This window comes from Millisia brevis NBRC 105863 (assembly GCF_001552615.1).
Lineage (GTDB): Bacteria > Actinomycetota > Actinomycetes > Mycobacteriales > Mycobacteriaceae > Millisia > Millisia brevis.
The window spans coordinates 1-20,089 of record NZ_BCRN01000007.1 but is presented as its reverse complement, the minus strand read 5'-3'; the positions used below and the strand labels follow the sequence as shown (position 1 = coordinate 20,089).

The following is a 20,089-nucleotide window of genomic DNA, read 5'->3' as shown; positions in this document are numbered from 1 at the left end:
GGGGTGCGGCCATCGGCGTCTCGGTCCGGTGAGGCCCCGGCATCCGCCACCCGGCGCCCGGCAGAGTCGACGAGGAGCCGGGGCCGACAGGGGCCGGGGCCGGCAAGGGGGCGGGGTCGAGAAATGGGGTCCAACAGGGACGGGTTCGGCGGGGCGGGACCTCAGGCTTCGGGGACGGCGGCGGCCCGTTCGATCGCGATCGCGGTGATCGCCGAGAGTACGTCGTCGCCGATCGGGTCGAGTCCGCCGGCGCTGATCTGCAGGATGCTGTTGCCCACCACGGCGACCACCGCGTCGGTGACCAGCGTGACCCCCTCGCTGGAGGTCGACAGCCGGAAGGTGACCAGCGCGTCCGCGGCGTCCGGCACGTTGGTCAACGTCGGCCCGCCGGAGAGTTGGTAGTCGACCGGAACCCCGTCGGCGTCGGTGCCGCTGTACCGCGGGCAGGCGGACAGATTCGACTGGATCTTGTCGAAGGCCGGGCCGACCGCGTCCGGGGCGTACCCGGCGATCGTCTGGTCGACGGTCAGGAAGTCGCTCCCGGTGAAGGAGGCCTCGGCCGATCCGGAGACGTCGGTCACCTGGGCGGCCACCGGGGCCAGCACCGCCGCGCAGACCGTCGGATCGGTGCTCGCGAGGTCCGGACCGCCGGTCTCGGGCAGTCCGAAATCGGCCAACGTTGGGGTCGGCTCGAATCCGGCCGGCAGATCGGTGCGGGTGAGCAGGGCGGCGGTGAGTTGCTCGGCCGTCGGTGCGGAGCCGCTCGCCCCGTCGGGCACGGCGACGGTGGTCAGCGGCTGATCGGACGAGCCGTCACCGGACGAACAGGCTGCCAGGACGGCGATCGCGGCCGCTGCGACCGCGGCTCGAAGCGGTCGGCGGCAACGGGACTCGGGGGTCGACTGGGCGCAGTCGGCAGGCAGGCGCACGATGCTTCGACTGTAGACGTTCATCCCGGGCGGTAGCCGGCGGGAGCGTGCGCCCGGGCCTCGGCGACCGCCCGGCGCGGATCGCCCCGCCAGAGCGGACCGTGCCCGGGCAGCAGCAGGTCCGCCGGAGCCTCCGCGAAGACCTCCAGCCCGGCCAGGGTCTCGCCCGGGGCGTGACAGAACATCGCGGCGAGGACCTGCGGTCCGGGGCCGGGACCGGTCGGATGATCGGTGACCAGCGCGTCGCCGGTGGCCACCGCGCCGGCGTCGGGGATCAGATAGCCACAATGTCCGGAGGTGTGGCCGGGGCTCGGCAGGGGAGTCGGCCGCCCCGGCAGATCGAGCGGGCCATCGCCAGGCAATGCCGCCGCCTCTGGCACCACCGGGGGACGGGTGCCGCCCGCACGCACCACCTCGAGCGCCCACCGGGCGACCCGCGGCCGCCAACAGCGTCGGGCCACGTCGAGGGGCGACGCCTGCTCGCGTACCTCACCACGCGCGAGCGGCACCTCGCGTGCGTGCACGTATACGGGGATGCCGTAGCGGGCGGCCAGCCGCGACGCTCCGCCGACGTGGTCGATATGGCAGTGGGTGATCAGGATCGCCCGGAGGTCCTGCGGCTGGTGCCCGATGCGGGTGATCGACTCCTCGACGGCGGCCAGATCACCGGGGTAGCCGGTATCGATCAGGGTCAGATCCCGCCCGTCGCGCAGCAGGATCCAATTGACCGCGTGTCCGCGGACGTGGAAGACATCCCGCTGCGCCTGCACCACCGCCATCGTCCCCGCCACCTGTCGGATGGTCCCGGACCGCCGGCGCCGACGCAAACATCACCGACGCCGGACGGCGCCGGCGGTCCGGGAGCGCCCGGTCTACAGGCGAGCCGCGGAGGCGAAGCCGGGCTCGAAGCGGGCCAGCACGTCCTCGGCCGGTTCACCGGCGACCGCCCCGATGAAACCGAGGACCTCCTCGCGGGTGCGCACGTCGAGGATCGGGTTCGGCACATCCAGGAGGGTGAACAGCGATTGCGCGACCGCCGGGCTGACCGCCGCCGCCGGGAACGCCAGTTCGGCGTGGACGGCGTAGTCCGGGTCGCCCAGATACAGCCGGGTGACCTCGCTCGCGCCGAGACCGCGCCGCTCCCAATGCCGGTCGAACTGCTCGCGCAGCCACTGTTCGGTGAACGGCCCGGTGTGGTCGGCGGCCGCCTCGACCAGATCGGCCACCTGGATGATGCTGTTTTGCGCGCCCTGCCCGGTGATCGGGTCGAAGGCGATCGCGGTGTCGCCGATCGCCGCGACCGGATGCCCGCTCGCCGTGCTGCCGACCGGCCGACGCACCGTCGGGGTGACCGCCCCGCGCAGCCAGGACTGCGGGTCGGCGTCGATCACCTGCAGCCGCTCCACGGTCGGCAGGTCGTCGGGGAAGTAGTCCCGGATCAGGTCGACGAAGACCTGTCGGGCGCTCGCGGCGTCGGTGGCCCGGTCGAATCGCGCGGGCCACTCACCGTCCGGTCGCGCCCATCCGAGCAGGCTCCACGCCGGGCCGGCGTCCTTGTGCAGATACGGTCCGATCCAGATCTCGCCCTGCGTGGCATGGATATTGAACAGGTTGTAGTCGCCGCCGCGGTCGGTGCGGTACGCCCACGGCTCGGGGGAGTAGTCGAGACCCGCGAGGGTGACGGTCAGCAATTGGCGTTGCGGGGTCCGGTAGACCGACCGCTGCTCGTCGACCGGGAACAGCGACGCCAGTGCGCCCTTGCCGGTGGCGACGACGGTCAGGTCCGCGTCGGCGGCGATGCGGTCGAGGGCCTCCGGGTCGATCGGGCGGACCTCGAAGGTGCCGCCGGCGTCGAGGAAGTCGCCGATCCGGTCGTCGGTGCGCAGCCGGACGTCCACCGCCTGGGCGCGATAGGTGAAGGCGCCGTCGAAGGCGATCGCCGGGCTCCCGTCGGCGGCGTGGATGCGCACAGAGTTGCCCAGCGAGTGGTGGCTGTCGGCGTAGTGGTCCTCGGCGACCCGCGCGTCGGCGGCGCGCGCGTCGTTGCCGAAGTAGACGGCGGTGCCGGTGGCGGGCAGCGCATCCCGGAGGTCCGCGCGTTCTCGATCGCTGTAGAGGGTCACTCGGAAGCCGGCCCTCGCCAGTCCGAGGGCGGCGGAGCTGCCGGCGAGGCCCGCTCCGATGACGGCGGCTGTACGTGACATGGGTGTCCTCGATCCGGTTCAGGCGGTTGCGGTGTCGGCGGGGGTGGCGGCGTCGGCGGGGGTGTTGTCGGCGGCCCGACGGCCGGCGCTCCACTGGTAGGGCAGGGGATCGCCGTTGAGCAGGTGCGCGCCGATCGCGCGCTGCTTGAAGATCAGCGGATTGTGGGCGGAGATGGTGCGCGCATTGCGCCAGTGCCGGTCGAGGCCGTATCCGGCGGACGAGATCGAGGCGCCGCCGACCTCGAACAGCTCGGTGGTCGCGTCGAGCACCAGTCCGATCACCACCGACTGGGCGCGTCCGGCGTCGGCCTCGAACCGGTCGAGGGCCTCCGGGTCGTCCGCCTGCTGCGGCAGGATCCGGTCGAGATCGTCGGCGACGGCCAGCACCAGGGCGCGGGCTCCGTAGGCGGCGGCGGAGAGCTTGCCGATCACCTGCTGCACCAACGGATCGTGGCGCGGCAGATCGGCGGCGGCGTGGGTGAAGGTGCGGGTGCGGTCGCGCACCCACGCCACGGTGTCGTCGAGGGCGCGCTGCGCGATTCCGGCCAATACCGACAGCTGCACCAACTGCAGGTATCCGGTACCCCATGTGCGTCCGGGAGCGCCGTACCCGGGCCCGAGTATCCGCTCCTCGGCCACCGGGACGTCGACGAATTCCGTTGTCCCGCTGACGGTCAGGCGCTGCCCGAAGCCGTCCCAGTCGTCGACCTGCCGCACCCCGGGCGCGTCGGCGTCGACGAGCACCGCGATCCGCTCGCCGTCGCGGTCGGCGGCGACCAGGATGTGGTCGGCGTACAGGCTGCCGGTGCTGTAGTACTTGGTGCCGTTGAGCACCCAGCCGGTGTCGCCGCGGGTCAGGGTGGTCCGGTACCGGTCCGCCGCGCCGACGCCCGGCTCGGTGATCGCATTGCCGACGACCTTCCCGTCGGCGATCGCCCGCAGCCAGGCCTCGTCGCCCGCGAGCAACCGGTCCTCGACGAAGTTCCAGTGCACGCGCAGGGCCTGCGGAAGGTTCGATTCGGCGGCGGCCAGGTCGACCAGGAGGTCGAACAGTTGCCGGTTGGTCGCACCGGATCCGCCGAGCGCGACCGGGACGCGCAGTGCGGTGAATCCGTCGGCGACCAGGCTGCGCACCTGCTCGTCGAGTAGCTCGCCGCTGCGCTCGCGGTCGAGCGCGCCGGCGGCGATCTGCGCGAACAACGGTGCGAACCGTTCCCGCAGGTCGGCGTCGTTCGCCACGACACCCGTGGGTTCGAGGCTGTCGGTGGAAGGGGAGGCGCTGCTCGCGCGGCCGAGGGTGGAGGTCATCGGGGTACTCCTGCACGAAGGGCGATTGAGGTGTCGCCGACCCTGACACGATCCGCCGCGGTCGGTACCAATTGTGCTCAGCGCGAATGCTATTGCGGCCATTCATCGGGTGGCGGGGTGGTCCCGATACCCGCGAACCCGGCGCCGGGTGGCACTTACAACACCCGTGGTTACAACCCTGGCGTCGGTCGGACGGGCCGGTTCCAATGGCCTACGGCGCGTGGTGCCCGCAGCGCGCGGGGCCGAGTGATGCCGGTCCCGCGTGCGCGGGCGCGTCTCGAAGCCGGTCCCGCTCGCGGGACCGGGCGAATGCCACCGAGTTCGGTACCGACGAGAGGATCGTAGATGTCCGATGCTGCGGATCGGCGATCCGTCGCCGCCCCGGTACCGACCGGAGACGGGGCCGCGCCGGTGGTGCTGCACTGGTTCCTACCCACCTACGGCGACTCTCGGAATCTGATGGCCGGCGGACACGGATCGCTGATGTCCGGCGACCGGCCCGCCACCCTTGCCAACCTCAAGCTGATCGCAGGCGCCGCCGAGGCCAATGGCTTCGAATCGGTCCTGACCCCGACCGGCCTGTGGTGTGAGGACGCCTGGCTGACCACCGCCCTGCTGATCGACGCCACCGAACGGCTCAAATTCCTCGTCGCCCTGCGGCCGGGATTGCTCAGCCCGACCCTGGCGGCCCAGATGGCCGCGACCTTCCAGTGGCAGTCGTCGGGCCGATTGCTGCTCAACGTCGTCACCGGCGGCGAATCGTCCGAGCAGCGCGCCTACGGCGACTATCTCGACAAGGATGCCCGCTACGAGCGGGCCGACGAATTCCTGACCGTCGTGCGCGAGCTGTGGCGCGACGATCGCCCGGTGTCGTTTGCCGGCAAGCACATTCGTGTCGACGACGCGGTGCTCGGACGTCGGCCCCGACCGGCCCCGCCGATCTACTTCGGTGGCTCCTCACCCGCCGCCGGTGAGGTCGCCGCCGCGCACGCCGACGCCTACCTGACCTGGGGTGAACCGCCGGATCGGGTGGCGCAGAAGCTGTCCTGGATCCGCGAGTTGGCCGATCGGCGGGGGCGCCGCCTCGAATACGGTATCCGGCTGCACGTGATCAGCCGCGATACCGAGCAGCAGGCATGGGCCGAAGCGGATCGCCTGCTCGCCGCCCTCGACCCCCGCACGGTCCGGTCCGCGCAGGAGTCGTTGGCCCGCAGCGAATCCGAAGGGCAGCGCCGCATGCGCGAACTACACGGCGGGGGGAGCGCCTACCACGCGGGGGTCTCCGCCCGCGCCCTCGAGATCCATCCCGGGCTCTGGAGCGGGGTGGGACTGGTGCGCGGTGGCGCCGGAACGGCGCTCGTCGGCTCACACGAGCAGGTCGCCGACTCGATCGCCGAGTACGCCGCCCTGGGGATCACCCACTTTGTACTGTCCGGCTATCCGCATCTCGAGGAGGCCTACCGCTTCGGCGAGGGGGTCCGCCCGCTGCTGGCCGCGCGCGGGCTCGACGCCGGGCATCCCGGCACCGCCGCCGCCGACGAACCGGTGCGCGGCGCCTTCCTGCCCAGCGCCGGCCGCACCTCCTGACCCACCGACACCGCTCCTGCGACGGCGATATCGCCCGCGACCGCTTCGACGAAAGGTCCGCCATGACCACCGAAAACATCTCCGACGCCGTGAAGTTCGCCTATTGGGTGCCCAACGTCTCCGGCGGGCTGGTCACCAGCGACATCGAGCAGCGCACCGGCTGGGACTTCGAGTACAACAAGCGCCTGGCCCGCACCGCGGAGAACAACGGCTTCGAGTACGCCCTCTCGCAGGTGCGGTACATGGCCTCCTACGGCGCCGAGTACCAGCACGAGTCCACCTCCTTCAGCCTGGCGTTGCTCGGTGCGACCGAGCGGCTCAAGGTGATCGCCGCGGTGCACCCGGGCCTCTGGCATCCGGCCGTGCTCGCCAAGCTGGGCGCGACCGCGGATCACCTGTCCAACGGCCGCTTCGCGATCAACGTCGTCTCCGGCTGGTTCGCCGGCGAGTTCCGCGCCCTCGGCGAGCCGTGGCTCGAGCACGACGAACGCTACCGGCGCAGCGCGGAATTCCTCGAGGTGATCCGCAAGATCTGGACCGAGGACAATGTCGAGTACGCCGGCGACTTCTACCGCATCCGCGATTTCACCCTCAAGCCGAAGCCGCTGAACACCCCGGAGCGGCCCAATCCGGAACTGTTCCAGGGCGGTAACTCGACGGCGGCCCGCAACAACGGCGGCCGCTACGCCGACTGGTACTTCTCCAACGGCAAGGACTTCGACGGGGTCACCGAGCAGATCGAGGATCTGCGCGCCGTCGCCCGCGCCCACGACCGCGAGGTCAAGTTCGGCCTCAACGGCTTCATCATCGCCCGCGATACCGAGGCAGAAGCGCACGAGACGCTGCGCGAGATCATCGCGAAGGCCAACAAGCCCGCCGTCGAGGGCTTCCGCGACGCGGTCCAGCAGGCCGGTAGGTCGACCTCCGACGGTCGCGGCATGTGGGCGGACTCGACCTTCGACGACCTCGTGCAGTACAACGACGGTTTCCGCACCCGTCTGATCGGCACCCCCGAGCAGGTCGCCGAGCGCATCGTCGCCTACAAGAAGCTCGGCGTCGACCTGATCCTCGGCGGCTTCCTGCACTTCCAGGAGGAGATCGAGTACTTCGGTAGCCGGGTGCTGCCGCTTGTGCGCGAGCTGGAGGCGGCCGAGAACCTGGCCGTCTCGTGACCACCGCCCCGACGCGAACGGCCCCGCCCGACCGGCCGGGGCCCGGAGCCGACCGGCGCGACCCCGGTGGTGCCGATCAGCCGGACCCCGGCGGTACCGAACGGCCCGATCACGGCGGTGCCGAGCGGTACGCTCTCGACGTGCCGACGACCACCGAGGAGGCCGTGGCCCGCGCGACGCGCCTCGCGACCGACATCGCCGCCGGAGCCGCCGAACGCGACCGCGACCGACTCCTGCCGACGCGGCAGCTCGCCGATCTGCGCGCCGCCGGTCTGCTCGCGATCACCGTGCCCGCCGTCGACGGCGGGCCGGGCCTGCCGCCGAGCACCGTCGCCGCGGTGACCGCCATCCTGGCCGCCGCCGACCCGAACGTCGCGCAGATCCCGCACAGCCACTTCGTGTACCTCAACCTGGTGCGCCTCGCCGCCCCGGAGGCGCTGCGGCGGCGGGTGAACGCGGCGATTCTGGCCGGCTCGCAGATCGCCAACGCCCAGTCGGAGCGCGGCGGGGCAACCGTCGCCGCCATCGCGACCACCCTCACCCCCGACCACTCGTCGGCCGAGGCCGGCTCCGGGTTCCTCCTGAACGGCGACAAGTTCTACTGCACCGGTTCGGCTTTCGCCGACATCCTGGCGGTGCTCGCCCGCTCGACCGAGGACGCGCACGGGCTGCCGGCCGGGGAATACGTCGCGATCGTTCCCGCCGACGCGGCCGGGGTGGTGATCGAGGACGATTGGGATGCCCTGGGGCAGCGCACCACCGCCAGCGGCACGATCCGCTTCCGGGACGTCCGGGTCGGCGCCGATGCGTTGATCCCGAGGACCGCCGCGGTGTCGGCGCCGTCCGGCTACGGTGCCTTCGCCCAGTTGCTGCACGCGGCAATCGATGTCGGCATCGCCGAGGGCGCGCTGGCCGCCGCCGCCGCATTCGTTCGCGAGAAGTCGCGCCCGTGGTTCGAGGCGGATGTCGAACGGGCCGTGGATGATCCGTTGACGGTGCAGCGGTTCGGCGAACTGCAGGTCACCCTGGTCGCCGCGCGGTCCGCCCTCGACGCGGCCGGACGCGCGGTCGACCGGGCCGTCGCCGTGCCGGGCGAGCAAACCTCGGCCGACGCGTCGCTCGCGGTCGCCGCGGCCAAGGTGCTCGCCGACCGGGCCGCCACCGAGATCCCCTCGGCGCTCTTCGAAGTCGCGGGAACCCGCTCCGCGGTGGCCGGCTCCGGCCTCGATCACTTCTGGCGCAATGGACGCACCCATACCCTGCACGACCCGGTGCGCTGGAAGTACCAGCATCTGGGCCGGTGGGTTCTGCGTGGGGAAGCGCCCCCGCTGCACGGGGTGATCTGAGCGGTCGCCGTCCGGACCGGCGATCAGGCCGGAGCGTCGGCCGATTCCGCAGCGGCGGCGAGCAGCCAACGGGCGCACTCGATATCGCACACCAGGACGGTCGCGAAGCCGCCGCGGATCGCGCCGAGCGTCGCGGAGTGCCGGGAGGCGCCGCCGGCGATCAATACCGTCGTCGGGCAGTCGCGGATGTCGTCGAGACCCACCGACATCGCCACATCGTTCGGGCGCCCCTCGAGCGGGACGCCGGCGGCGTCGAAGAAACGGCCACCGATCTCCCCGGCGGCACCGCGGGCGGTCAGATCCTCGATATCGGCGTGGTCGAGGAAGCTGCCCGCGACCAGGGTGGTGTCGACGGCGACCGCGCCGGTACCGAAGACCATCACGTCGGCACGCCGGCCCGCCGCCAGCACCGTCGAGATCGTCGAATCCGCGCGCATCGAGGCGACGGTCGCCGGGTCGGCGTACAGCGGGACCGGCAGGCGGATCGGATCGGCCTGCAGATGCTCGGCGGCGCGGGCCAGCACGTACTCCGCGCCGGTGCGATAGGCGCCGGTGGTCAGCGACCCGTCGAGCTGCACGACCGTGCGGCACCCCGCGGTGCTGCGACCGAGCGCGTCCGCCACCGCGATCGTCTCCGGCCCCCAGGTGAAGCCGAGGGCGTCGTCCGGCCGCAGGCGCCGGGTGATCACCCCGGCCGCGGCCCGTGCCAACGGGGTGAACGAGCGCGGCATGCCGACCGGCCCGATGTCGTCGACGCGGCTGCCGACCACCACCGCCTCGGTCAGCCCGAAGCGGTGCTCCAGGGCGCGCTCGATATCGGCGTGCACGTCGCCGGACATATCGCTGGGAAACTCGACCTCGATGCGGACCAGTCCGCGGTCGCGCGCCCGGGCGACCAGCCGCCCGGCGGTGGGGCGCGAAACACCGAGGCGGGAGGCGATCTCGGCCTGGGTCAACCCGTCGAGGTAGTACCAGGTGGCGGCGCGGAAGGCGAGCCGCAGATCGTCGATCTTCCGGTCCCGATCGCCGTCGCCGGCCAGCCTGCGGTCCACATCGGGCAGGTGATCGCTCTCGCCACCGATGGTCGACGTCACGTCCGGCACGCCTCTCCTCACCCCAACGATTGTTGAACTTTTGCTCTGAACTGAACGTATGTTCGCGACGGTATCATTTGAATTGTGATGTGTACAACACCATTTGGCGCGTCGTGAACGCGGGTGCCCTCGTTGTGGGCGAGGCGTTGATCGATATCGTCCGGTCGTCCGATTTATTGTCCGATTCGACCGAATTTCCGGGTGGGAGCCCGATGAACGTCGCGATCGGCCTCGGCCGGTTGGGTCGATCGGTGCGCCTGCTCAGCCGCATCGGGTCGGATGCGCGCGGCGACCGGATCGGCGCCCACCTCGCCGCCTCGGGGGTGGAGGTCGTCGCCGGCAGCGTGGTGGCGGGGCCGACCTCGACCGCCGACGCGACCGTCGACGACGCCGGGGTCGCGCACTACACCTTCGACCTGACGTGGTCGCTACCCGAGGATGTTGCCCCCGCGCCCGCGCTGGTGGTGCACACCGGGTCGATCGCGGTCACCCTCGAACCGGGCGGCACCGACGTGGTCGACCTGGTGCGTCGACTGCGGGCGACCACCTCCGTCACCTATGACCCCAATCCGCGGCCGGCCCTCATCGCCGACGCGGACGCCGCGCGGGCCCGCATCCGCGAGATGGTGGCGCTGGCCGACGTGGTCAAGTCGAGCGACGAGGACCTGCGCTGGCTCGATCCGGACCGCGACGACGTCGCGATCGCCCGCGAGTGGCTCACCCTCGGCCCGGCGCTGGTGGTCGTCACCCGCGGCGGCGCCGGCGCGGTCGCGGTGACCGCGAACCATACCGTCGAGATCCCGGCGCCCGCGGTGACCGTCGCCGATACCGTCGGCGCGGGCGACGCCTTCATGTCCGGGTTGATCGACGCCCTCTGGGAGCGCGGCCTGCTCGGCGCGCACCGACGTGATGCGCTGAACGGGATCGACGACGCGGACCTGACCGCCCTGCTGCGCTACGCCTCCGCGACCGCGGCGCTCACCGTCGAACGGCCCGGCGCCGATCCACCGCGGCGCGCGGACCGCGACCACGCCGTCGACCGGTTCTTCGGCGCCCGTCGATAGCCCGCCGTTCGTGACGGCCTCGCCGGCCGGGTTCAGTTGCCGTAACGCAGCACATTGGCGGTGCGCTGCTGGAGCCTCGTCGTCGAGTTCGGGTCGCTGAAGACCTGCTCGCCCTGCAGGCTGATGTTCCCCGCCGTCGGCAGCGGCTGCTGCGCGTCGAGGGTCACGCTGCCGGTGCCGCTGGTGGTGTAGCTGTCGACGCGCAGCGTCCCCGCGTCCTGCGGCAGCGTCCAGGTATCCGAGGTGGGCCGCTGGGTGACCACCAGGTCGATCACCGCGGAGGTGCCGTCGATCTCCCGGACGGTCGCGGTGGTCGTCTGGCTCAGGATCAGGCCGCTGTCGACGGTCTGGGTGAACTCCCACCGCGCCCCGACGCCCACCGGGTCCTCCGGCACGGCGACCGAGCGGTACACGATCTGGTAGATCGCCTGCTCCAGGGTCGCGCGGACGGTATCGGAACTGTCCGCGGTCGGGGTGATCCGCAGTTCGGAGATCGCCCGCCGGTCATCGACGGTCACCGACAGCTCGGCCCCCTCGGCCGATCCGATGACGTCGGCCAGCCCGGGATCGGGCGACGACGGATTGTGGATGCGCATGTCGATCGCCCCGTCGGCGCCCGCGGTCGCGGACAGATTCATGGTGACGGCGGGGGAGGAGAAGTCCTGTTCGGGATCGGAGTCGATCGTCTGATGGACATCGACCGAACTGAACACCGGCACCTCCGAGGACGCGGCATCCGGCAGCGGGCCGCCGAGAATCGTGCGCGGCTCGGCCCCCGGATCGAGCAGGGTCAGCTCGGTCGACGGGATCGGGAGGGTGACGGTATCGCCGAGGGCGGGGCCGTCGGATTGCCCGCCCGAGGAGTCACCGCCGCTCGATCCGCACCCGGCCACCAGGATCAGCATTGCGGCGAGGGCGGCGGCGCCGCGCACCCCGCGCGGCCGCGAAAAGGGGGTCACGCGGATCGACCCTACTGGTCGTCGCCGGCCGCTCCGCCGGTCGTCCGTGCCCGCCGCCGGCGCCTCTCCGAATCACCCGCCGTACCCGCCTGTGGCTGCTACCCGAACCATCCGCTGTGCCCGTCTTCGGCTCCCGCACGATCTGCCCCCGCGCCCGCCCGAACCGACCCCGCGCGTGTCCGTCACCGGCCCGGGTCGGGACGCTCGCCGGTCGGCCGAAGCCACGATGGGATGATGGTCGGCATGGCCAACCACACGACCGAGGCGCAGACGTCCGGCCCACCCCGGCGGACCCTGCTGTTCGGCATCGCGGCGACCGTGCTGATCCTCGACATCATCACCAAGGTGGCCGCGGTCGCCTACCTCGATCCGCGGCAGCCGGTGTCGATCATCGGCGATGTGGTGACGTTGCGGTTGATCCGCAATCCGGGTGCGGCGTTCTCGATGGCGACCGGGATGACCTGGTTGCTGACGATCCTCGCGGTCGTGGTGACCATCGTCGTGATCCGCATCGGTGGTCGCCTGCGGTCGCGGTGGTGGGTCCTCGGTCTCGGTCTGGTCCTCGGCGGCGCCCTGGGCAACCTGATCGACCGCATCTTCCGCTCGCCCGGCCCGATGCGCGGCCACGTGGTCGACTTCTTCTCCGTCGGCTGGTTCCCGATCTTCAATATCGCCGACTCCGCCGTGGTCTGCGGCGCGATCCTGATCGTCGCGCTCAATATCTTCAACGTCGACCCGGGCGGCCCGGCCGAACTGCTCACCGGCCGCCCCGCGAAGCCCGCCTCGACCGACACCACCACGGCTCCCGACTCGGCGACCGACCTGCCGACCGACGGTGGCACTCCGACATCCGCCGAACCCCCGGGCGCGGGAGCCTCATCGCCGGGCGACCCGCCCGACGCCGCACCGGATTCCTCCGCACCGGGCTCTTCTGCATTGGACTCTGCCGGCACCGCGACGTCGGGAGCGACAGCGGCCGGTGAAGCCACCTCGTCGGCATCGACCGAGGGGTCGGGCTCGGGGCCCCGCACGTGACCGGCCCGACCGATACCGCTCGCGAATCCCGCTCGATGCCGATCCCCGACGGCCTGGACGGGATGCGCGTCGACGCGGGCCTGTCCCGCCTGCTCGGTCTGTCCCGCTCGCAGGTGGCGGCGCTCGCCGAGGAGGGCTCCGTCGTCCTGGACGGCTCGCCCGCCGGTAAGTCGGATCGGCTGTCGGCAGGTTCGTGGCTCGAGGTGGTCCTGCCCGGACCGCCGCGGGTGCCGACCATCGAGGCGCAGCCGGTCGAGGGGATGGGGATTCTCTACTCCGACGACGATCTGATCGTGGTCGACAAGCCGGCCGGTGTCGCCGCCCATCCCGGGGTCGGCTGGACCGGCCCGACGGTGATCGGCGGCCTGATGGCGGCCGGTTTCCGGATCTCGACGTCCGGCGCCCAGGAACGGCGCGGCATCGTGCAGCGCCTCGACGTCGGCACCTCCGGAGTGATGGTGGTCGCGGCCTCCGAGCGGGCCTATACCGCGCTGAAGAATGCCTTCCGGGATCGCACCGTCACCAAGCGGTACCACGCCCTCGTGCAGGGACATCCCGATCCGTCCAGCGGCACCATCGACGCGCCGATCGGGCGGCACCCCGGCGGAGAGTGGAAGTTCACCGTCGCCGCCGACGGCAAGCCCAGCGTCACCCACTACGACACCATCGAGGCGTTCGCCGCGGCGAGCCTGCTCGATGTGCATCTGGAAACCGGTCGCACCCACCAGATTCGGGTTCACTTCGCCGCGCTGCACCACCCCTGCTGCGGCGACCCGCTCTACGGCTCCGATCCGAAGCTGGCCAAGCGGCTCGGCCTCGAGCGGCAGTTCCTGCACGCGGTCGAGCTCGGTTTCCACCATCCGGCCGACGGCAGCTGGGTCGAGTTCACCAGCGACTACCCGGAGGATCTGCAACACGCCCTCGACGTCCTGCGGGCCGGCTGATCGTGGCCCGACCGTCCCTGCCCGACTGGTGGCCGGCGGCGGCATTCGGCGCCTTCGCCGTCGCGGGGGTGGTGTGGCTCGGCGCGATCGCCCCGCCGCCGACGATGCTGCCCTCCGACGATCGCCTCGGCCCGACCGACGGCATGTCGATCGACACCTACGTCGCGGACGCCGCGAGCAGCCTCGACCGGGTGACCGACGACGCGCCCCGCTGGGCGCTGGTCTCGCTGCGGGAGCCGCTGCCCGCCGGCGAGATCGCGACCTGGTTCGAGGGGATCGACACCCTGGCCGCCACCGCTTCGCCGCCCACCGAGGGGGTGCGGGTCTCGCAGGTTTACTTCCGGGTGCCGTTCGACCGGGTGTCGGTGCCGATTCTCGCCGTCGACGTGCCCGCCGATCCGCGGACCATCGCGACCACGCCGATCACCGCGGCCAGCCGCTGGGCCGGTGCGGTGCAATGGGCGGGGTCGGCGGCGACCGAGCGGACGACGCGCACCTACGAGCTCGGGCGCGACCGCCTGGCCGCCGACTGTGCGTGTGTCATCGCGCTGACGGTGCGCGCCGAGGGGGACCAGCTGCGCGCCCTGGCGGCCGACCCGCGCGTGCGGGCGGTCGAGGCGTTGGCCGCCGACGCGGTCTACGGCCGCTTCGCGGTATCCGCCCCGATCCCGGGCCAACAGGTCGCCGGACCGCTGCCCGACGACGGTCCGCTACCCGCCGAATAACACTCCCAGCGCCTTACCCGCCGCGCCGCACCCGGCCGGGCAGATCCGCGCCGGGTCGTGCGGCGCCCTTCCGCTTGCGGGTGCACACACCGTTTGCGGGTACAAGACACCACCTGCGGGTACACACACCGCCTATGGGCGCGCGGCACCCACCCGCGAGCACATTGGCTCGGCGGGTGGGCCCGGCTTCAGTTGTTCCGCCGCGCCTTCTCCAGCGCCGCAAGCGTGCGCAGGATGGTGGCCCGACGGTTCTCGAGGTCGCTGCGACGCGCGCGAGCGGGAAGGCTCGCCGGCTCACCGATCTCGGCCAATTCCGAGTCGATGGCGGACAGGCGATCCAACAGCTCGACCGCGCGGGCGGCGTCCGGAACCGTCGTCGCGGCGCGGCTCGAACGCCGCGGCGCCGGGCGACCGGCCTGCGGACGAGGCGAGCGCTTCGCCGTGCGAACGGTCGGACGGGCGACCCGGCTCTCGGCCAGGGCGACCCGCGCGGCGCGTGCGTCGATGCGCAGCTGCTCCTCTTCCTCGTCGTCGGAAGCGGTCGACGGACCCAGCGGGCGCAGCCCGTGGATCTCGACGAAGGCGCGCGCATGCGCGATGACCTGCTCGTGGCCGCGGCAGGTGGCGCAACGCCACTCGTCGCGGAGCAGAGCAAGATCATCGTGTGAGGCACACCAGTCGCACTGCCGGGGAGCCTCGAGAGTGTCGGTGGTAGCGGATGATTCGGAGACGTGCTCGTCGATCACGCGGGAAATCGTAGAACACTCAACCCCCTCCGTGTGCGGTGACCCGGCAGTAAATGTCCGGATTCGTTCATGTGATGTCCGAACGAATCCGCGAACCGGACGTTTGCGCCGGCGCGGGGTGATCCGGACCGCCGCGCCGGCCGGAATCGCCGCGCGCCACAGTATGGTTGGCCGGTGTCCTCGCCCGGTGAATCTCCGTCCAGCGGAGGTCCGGCACCCGGCTCCGACGCCTCGCCCGCGGCCTCCGCGGAACGCTCGACCTTCGGTTATGTCGCCGGTGTGACCGCCTACGGGCTGTGGGGTCTGTTCCCCGCCTACTTCGGTCTGGTGTCGGCCGCGTCCACCGGCGAGATCCTGGCGAACCGGGTCATCTGGGCGGCGGTCACCATGCTGGTGGTCCTCGCTGTCGTCGGCCGCCTCGGTGATCTTCGTCGCTTCGACCGCCGCACCTGGGTACTGGTGATCACCGCGTCGATCCTGATCGGCATCAACTGGTTCTTCTATCTCTATGCGGTGCTGAGCGGCAATATCGTCCAGGCCGCCCTCGGCTACTTCATCAACCCGCTGGTCAGCGTGGCGATGGGCCTGATCTTCTTCGGAGAACGCCTCAGCCGTTGGCAGAAGGCGGCGGTCGCGATCGGCGTGCTCGCCGTCGGGGTATTAACCGTCGACTACGGCCATCCGCCCTATCTGTCGTTGCTGCTCGCGGGGTCGTTCGCGGCGTACGGGGCGGTCAAGAAGATCGTGCGAGCCGACCCTCGGGTGACGCTGACCGCCGAGTCGTTGGTGCTCTCGCCGCTGATGATCGGCATCGTGATCTGGCTGATCGCCACCGGCGGCCTCGTCTTCGGCAGCGGCCTGAGTATCACCGTGCTGTTGTTGCTCGCCGGTCCGGTCACCGCCGTTCCGTTGTTGATGTTCGGTATCGCCGCCCAGCGCATCCCGCTCGTGGCCCTCGGGCTCCTGCAGTACTTGACCCCGATCGGCCAGTTCGCCTGGGCGGTCCTGGTCGCGGGGGAGACCGTCAGCGGTGTCGAATGGATCGGCTTCGGCCTGATCTGGTTCGCCCTGTCGATCTTCACCATCGGCGCGATCCGCTCCACCCGCGCACCCCGCCCCGCCGAACCCGCCTGACGCCACCCGTCCCGCGCCGCCTCAACTCCCCGCCGCCCGACCCATGCCGGCGCTGCCTCGCCCGGCGACCCAACCGTCGCCCCGCCGCCTCTCTCGCTGCAGAGGCCGGCGACCCCATCAGCCCCACCCGTAGCACCACCCTCGAGTCCTCCGGACACGCACCCGGCGTCCGAAACCCTGTCGGTGGAGCGGCCTACAGTGGGAACCCATCCGACTCCCGCGCCCGGCACCAGGTCTGTGCCCGCACGGGACCGGGGACGGCAGATCCACCGAAGACGAGAGAGGCGCACGTGGCTGATTCTTCGACAGGATCCTTCGTCCATCTGCACAACCACACCGAGTACTCCATGCTCGACGGCGCCGCCAAGATCGCCCCGATGTTCAAAGAAGCCCAGCGCCTGGGCATGACCGCCGTCGGCATGACCGACCACGGGAACATGTTCGGCGCCAGCGAGTTCTACAACGAGGCCCGCAAGGCCGATATCAAGCCGATCATCGGCATCGAGGCCTACGTCGCCCCCGGCTCCCGCTTCGACACCAAGCGCGTCCAGTGGGGCGATCGCTCCCAGAAGTCCGACGACGTCTCCGGCTCCGGCGCCTATACCCACCTGACGATGGTCGCCGAGAACGCGACCGGCCTGCGTAACCTCTTCGCCCTGTCGTCCCTGGCCTCCTTCGAGGGTCAGCTCGGCAAGTGGCCCCGCATGGACGATGACCTCGTCGCCCGCCACGCCTCGGGCATCATCGCCACCACCGGCTGCCCGTCGGGCGAGGTGCAGACCCGCCTGCGCCTCGGCCAGCGCCAGGAGGCTCTGGAGTCCGCAGCCAAGTGGCAGGAGATCTTCGGCAAGGAGAACTACTTCCTCGAGGTGATGGACCACGGCCTCGACATCGAGCGCCGCGTCCGCGAGGGCCTCATCGAGATCGGCCGCATCCTCGAGATCCCGGCCCTGGCCACCAACGACTGCCACTACGTCACCAAGGACGCCGCCCTCAACCACGAGGCGCTGCTCTGCATCCAGACCGGCAAGACCCTCACCGACCCGACGCGCTTCAAGTTCGACGGCGACGGCTACTACCTGAAGTCCGCCGCCGAGATGCGCGCCATCTGGGACAACGAACTGCCCGGCGCCTGCGACAACACCGTCGCCATCGGCGAGCGCGTCGAGTCCTACGAAGAGGTGTGGCGCCACCGCGACCGGATGCCGATCTTCCCGGTCCCCGGCGGCGGCGACCAGGGCGAGTACCTGCACCAGCAGGTCCGCGAAGGCCTCAAGTGGCGCTTCCCCGGCGGCGTGCCCGAGGAGTACGTCGCGCGCGCCGACTACGAGGTTGGCGTCATCCGACAGATGGGCTTCCCCGCCTACTTCCTCGTCGTCGGTGACCTGATCTCCCACGCCCGCGAGGTCGGCATCCGCGTCGGCCCCGGCCGTGGTTCGGCCGCCGGTTCGCTGGTCGCCTACGCGCTGGGTATCACCAATATCGACCCGATCCCGCACGGCCTGCTCTTCGAGCGCTTCCTCAACCCCGAGCGCGTGTCGATGCCCGATATCGATATCGACTTCGACGACCGCCGCCGCGGCGAGATGGTGCGCTACGCCACCGAGCGGTGGGGGACCGACCGGGTCGCCCAGGTGATCACCTTCGGCACCATCAAGACCAAGGCCGCGATCAAGGACTCCGCCCGCGTCCAGTTCGGCCAGCCCGGCTTCGCTATCGCCGACCAGATCACCAAGGCGCTGCCGCCGCCGATCATGGCCAAGGACATCTCGGTGTCGGGCATCACCGACCCGAACCACGAGCGGTACAAGGAAGCCGCCGAGGTCCGGCAGCTGATCGACACGAACCCGGATGTCGCAAAGATCTACGACACCGCCAAGGGCCTCGAGGGCCTGATCCGCAACGCCGGCGTGCACGCCTGCGCGGTGATCATGTCGTCCGAGCCGCTGGTCGACGCGATCCCGCTGTGGCGCCGGCCGCAGGACGGCGCGATCATCACCGGCTGGGACTACCCGTCGTGTGAGGCCATCGGCCTGCTCAAGATGGACTTCCTCGGCCTGCGCAACCTCACCGTCATCGGTGACGCGGTCGACAACATCAAATCCAACCGCGGCGTCGAGATCGACCTCGACACCCTCGGTCTCGACGACACCCCCACCTACGAGCTGCTGGCCCGCGGCGACACCCTGGGCGTGTTCCAGCTCGATGGCAGCGCCATGCGAGATCTGTTGCGCCGCATGGCGCCCACGTCGTTCGAGGACATCATCGCCGTCGGCGCGCTCTACCGGCCCGGCCCGATGGGCATGAACGCTCACAATGACTACGCCGACCGCAAGAACGGCCGACAGGACGTCAAGCCGATCCACCCGGAGCTCGAGGAGCCGCTCAAGGAGATCCTGGGGGAGACCTACGGCCTGATCGTGTATCAGGAACAGATCATGCACGTCGCGCAGAAGGTCGCCGGCTACTCGCTCGGTCGAGCCGACATTCTGCGCCGCGCGATGGGCAAGAAGAAGGCCGAGGTCCTGGCCGCCGAGTTCGAGGGCTTCGAAGCCGGCATGAAGGCCAACGGCTTCACGACGCCCGCCATCAAGGCGCTCTGGGACACGATTCTTCCGTTCGCCGGCTACGCGTTCAACAAATCCCACGCCGCAGCGTATGCCCTGGTCTCCTACTGGACGGCGTTCCTCAAGGCCAACTATCCCGCCGAGTACATGGCCGGCCTGCTCACGTCCGTCGGTGACGACAAGGACAAGGCCGCGGTGTACCTGGCCGACTGCCGCCGCCTCGGAATCACCGTGCTGCCACCGGATGTCAACGAGTCCGAGGTCAACTTCGCTTCGGTGGGGGAGGACATCCGCTTCGGCATGGGCGCGGTGCGCAATGTCGGCGCCAATGTTGTGGGCTCGATCATCGAGGCGAGGACGTCGAAGGGCAAGTTCACCGACTTCTCGGACTACCTGAACAAGATCGACACGGTGGCCTGCTCGAAGAAGGTGACGGAGTCCCTGATCAAGGCCGGCGGCTTCGACTCACTCGGCCACCCCCGCAAGGGCCTGATGCTGATCCACGCCGACGCGATCGATTCGGTGATGGGTACGAAGAAAGCCGAAGCGATCGGCCAATTCGACCTCTTCGGCGGCGAAGGCGCGGACGAGTCGGTCGCCTCGGTGTTCTCCGTCAAGGTGCCGGACGAGGAATGGGAAACCAAACACCGCCTCGCGCTGGAACGCGAAATGCTCGGCCTCTACGTCTCCGGCCACCCGTTGAACGGTGTCGAACACATCCTGTCTGCGAAGGCGGATACCCCCATCCCCGCGATCCTCGAAGGCGGCATCAAAGACGGCACCCAGGTGACCGTCGGCGGCATCCTCGCCGCGGTGAACCGCCGCATCAACAAAAACGGCCTCACCTGGGCCTCGGCGCAGATCGAGGACCTCAGCGGCGGCATCGAGGTGCTGTTCTTCCCCCAGAGCTACTCCGTCTACGGAGCGGATGTCATCGAAGACTCCGTGGTGCTCGTCAAGGCCCGGGTGTCGCAACGCGACGACCGCATCTCCCTCATCGCCAACGACCTGGTGGTCCCCGACCTCTCCATCGACGGCGTCGGCCGCCCCCTCGCCATCAGCCTCCCCACCCGCCTCTGCACCCCCGACAACGTTGGAGCGTTGAAGCGCGTCCTCACCGGCCACCCCGGCCAATCCGAAGTCCACCTCCGCCTCATCGCCGCTAACGACCGCGTCACCCTGTTGCGGCTGGACGAGTCCCTGCGGGTCGACCCGACGTCGGCGTTGATGGGGGATCTCAAAGCGTTGCTCGGTCCGAGCTGTTTGGCGGTGTAG

Annotated in this window: 15 protein-coding genes and 1 pseudogene; 9 read left to right on the top strand and 7 right to left on the bottom strand. The window is 70.7% G+C overall.

Annotated elements, in window-relative coordinates; genetic code table 11:
* Window positions 1-161: 161 nt before the first annotated feature.
* The 4 genes from MB1_RS11565 to MB1_RS11550 all read right to left on the bottom strand — a co-directional run bounded on the left by MB1_RS11565 (window position 162) and on the right by MB1_RS11550 (window position 4,441).
* Window positions 162-929 carry a sensor domain-containing protein gene (locus MB1_RS11565; RefSeq protein WP_169801642.1) on the bottom strand — a complete coding sequence of 256 codons (768 nt, stop codon included), beginning with the start codon at window positions 927-929 and terminating at the stop codon, window positions 162-164.
* 20 nt (window positions 930-949) lie between these two features.
* On the bottom strand, window positions 950-1,720 hold the full coding sequence (locus MB1_RS11560) for an MBL fold metallo-hydrolase (RefSeq protein WP_245650145.1): 771 nt from the start codon (window positions 1,718-1,720) through the stop codon (window positions 950-952).
* An 81-nt stretch (window positions 1,721-1,801) separates the two neighbouring features.
* Window positions 1,802-3,133, bottom strand: a complete 1,332-nt coding sequence (locus tag MB1_RS11555) for a styrene monooxygenase/indole monooxygenase family protein (protein ID WP_066906954.1) — start codon at window positions 3,131-3,133, stop codon at window positions 1,802-1,804.
* An 18-nt stretch (window positions 3,134-3,151) separates the two neighbouring features.
* Window positions 3,152-4,441, bottom strand: a complete 1,290-nt coding sequence (locus MB1_RS11550; protein WP_066906952.1) for an acyl-CoA dehydrogenase family protein — start codon at window positions 4,439-4,441, stop codon at window positions 3,152-3,154.
* A gap of 459 nt (window positions 4,442-4,900) precedes the next feature.
* Here MB1_RS11550 and MB1_RS11545 point away from each other — a divergent pair, with 459 nt between their 5' ends.
* From MB1_RS11545 to MB1_RS11535, 3 genes are all read left to right on the top strand, one after another.
* Window positions 4,901-6,028: an LLM class flavin-dependent oxidoreductase gene (locus MB1_RS11545; RefSeq protein WP_066907393.1), complete on the top strand. Its 1,128-nt coding sequence runs from the start codon at window positions 4,901-4,903 to the stop codon at window positions 6,026-6,028.
* A gap of 62 nt (window positions 6,029-6,090) precedes the next feature.
* Entirely contained in the window at window positions 6,091-7,200 is a 1,110-nt protein-coding gene (gene sfnG, locus MB1_RS11540) for a dimethylsulfone monooxygenase SfnG (protein WP_066906950.1), read from the top strand.
* 140 nt (window positions 7,201-7,340) lie between these two features.
* Window positions 7,341-8,546 (top strand): SfnB family sulfur acquisition oxidoreductase, encoded by a 1,206-nt coding sequence (locus MB1_RS11535; RefSeq protein WP_066907390.1) that lies wholly within the window; start codon window positions 7,341-7,343, stop codon window positions 8,544-8,546.
* Window positions 8,547-8,569: 23 nt separating this feature from the next.
* Here MB1_RS11535 and MB1_RS11530 read toward each other — a convergent pair whose 3' ends face one another.
* The gene (locus tag MB1_RS11530; RefSeq protein ID WP_066907387.1) at window positions 8,570-9,598 is read right to left on the bottom strand and encodes a sugar-binding transcriptional regulator; all 1,029 of its coding nucleotides are present in this window, start codon (window positions 9,596-9,598) and stop codon (window positions 8,570-8,572) included.
* A 155-nt stretch (window positions 9,599-9,753) separates the two neighbouring features.
* On the opposite strand from MB1_RS11530, the gene MB1_RS11525 reads away from it, so the two are divergent.
* Window positions 9,754-10,704 (top strand): carbohydrate kinase family protein, encoded by a 951-nt coding sequence (locus tag MB1_RS11525; RefSeq protein ID WP_066907384.1) that lies wholly within the window; start codon window positions 9,754-9,756, stop codon window positions 10,702-10,704.
* Between the two features lie 32 nt (window positions 10,705-10,736).
* Here the strand turns inward: MB1_RS11525 and MB1_RS11520 are convergent, their stop codons facing one another.
* The gene (locus MB1_RS11520) at window positions 10,737-11,663 is read right to left on the bottom strand and encodes a hypothetical protein (RefSeq protein WP_157084025.1); all 927 of its coding nucleotides are present in this window, start codon (window positions 11,661-11,663) and stop codon (window positions 10,737-10,739) included.
* A 231-nt stretch (window positions 11,664-11,894) separates the two neighbouring features.
* Between MB1_RS11520 and lspA the strand changes: the two are divergent.
* From lspA to MB1_RS11505, 3 genes and pseudogenes are all read left to right on the top strand, one after another.
* A pseudogene (lspA, locus tag MB1_RS25080) lies at window positions 11,895-12,440 on the top strand (signal peptidase II); the annotation flags it as partial.
* A 293-nt stretch (window positions 12,441-12,733) separates the two neighbouring features.
* On the top strand, window positions 12,734-13,642 hold the full coding sequence (locus MB1_RS11510) for an RluA family pseudouridine synthase (RefSeq protein ID WP_066907381.1): 909 nt from the start codon (window positions 12,734-12,736) through the stop codon (window positions 13,640-13,642).
* Window positions 13,643-13,644: 2 nt separating this feature from the next.
* Window positions 13,645-14,367 carry a hypothetical protein gene (locus MB1_RS11505; RefSeq protein WP_066906945.1) on the top strand — a complete coding sequence of 241 codons (723 nt, stop codon included), beginning with the start codon at window positions 13,645-13,647 and terminating at the stop codon, window positions 14,365-14,367.
* Between the two features lie 188 nt (window positions 14,368-14,555).
* On the opposite strand, the gene MB1_RS11500 is transcribed toward MB1_RS11505, so the two are convergent.
* The gene (locus MB1_RS11500; protein ID WP_245650143.1) at window positions 14,556-15,113 is read right to left on the bottom strand and encodes a DUF971 domain-containing protein; all 558 of its coding nucleotides are present in this window, start codon (window positions 15,111-15,113) and stop codon (window positions 14,556-14,558) included.
* Window positions 15,114-15,287: 174 nt separating this feature from the next.
* On the opposite strand from MB1_RS11500, the gene rarD reads away from it, so the two are divergent.
* Together rarD and dnaE are read left to right on the top strand one after the other, a co-directional pair.
* Window positions 15,288-16,247, top strand: a complete 960-nt coding sequence (gene rarD, locus MB1_RS11495; RefSeq protein WP_084351573.1) for an EamA family transporter RarD — start codon at window positions 15,288-15,290, stop codon at window positions 16,245-16,247.
* A gap of 290 nt (window positions 16,248-16,537) precedes the next feature.
* A complete protein-coding gene (gene dnaE, locus MB1_RS11490) occupies window positions 16,538-20,089 on the top strand; it encodes a DNA polymerase III subunit alpha (protein ID WP_084351571.1) in 3,552 nt (1,183 codons plus the stop codon).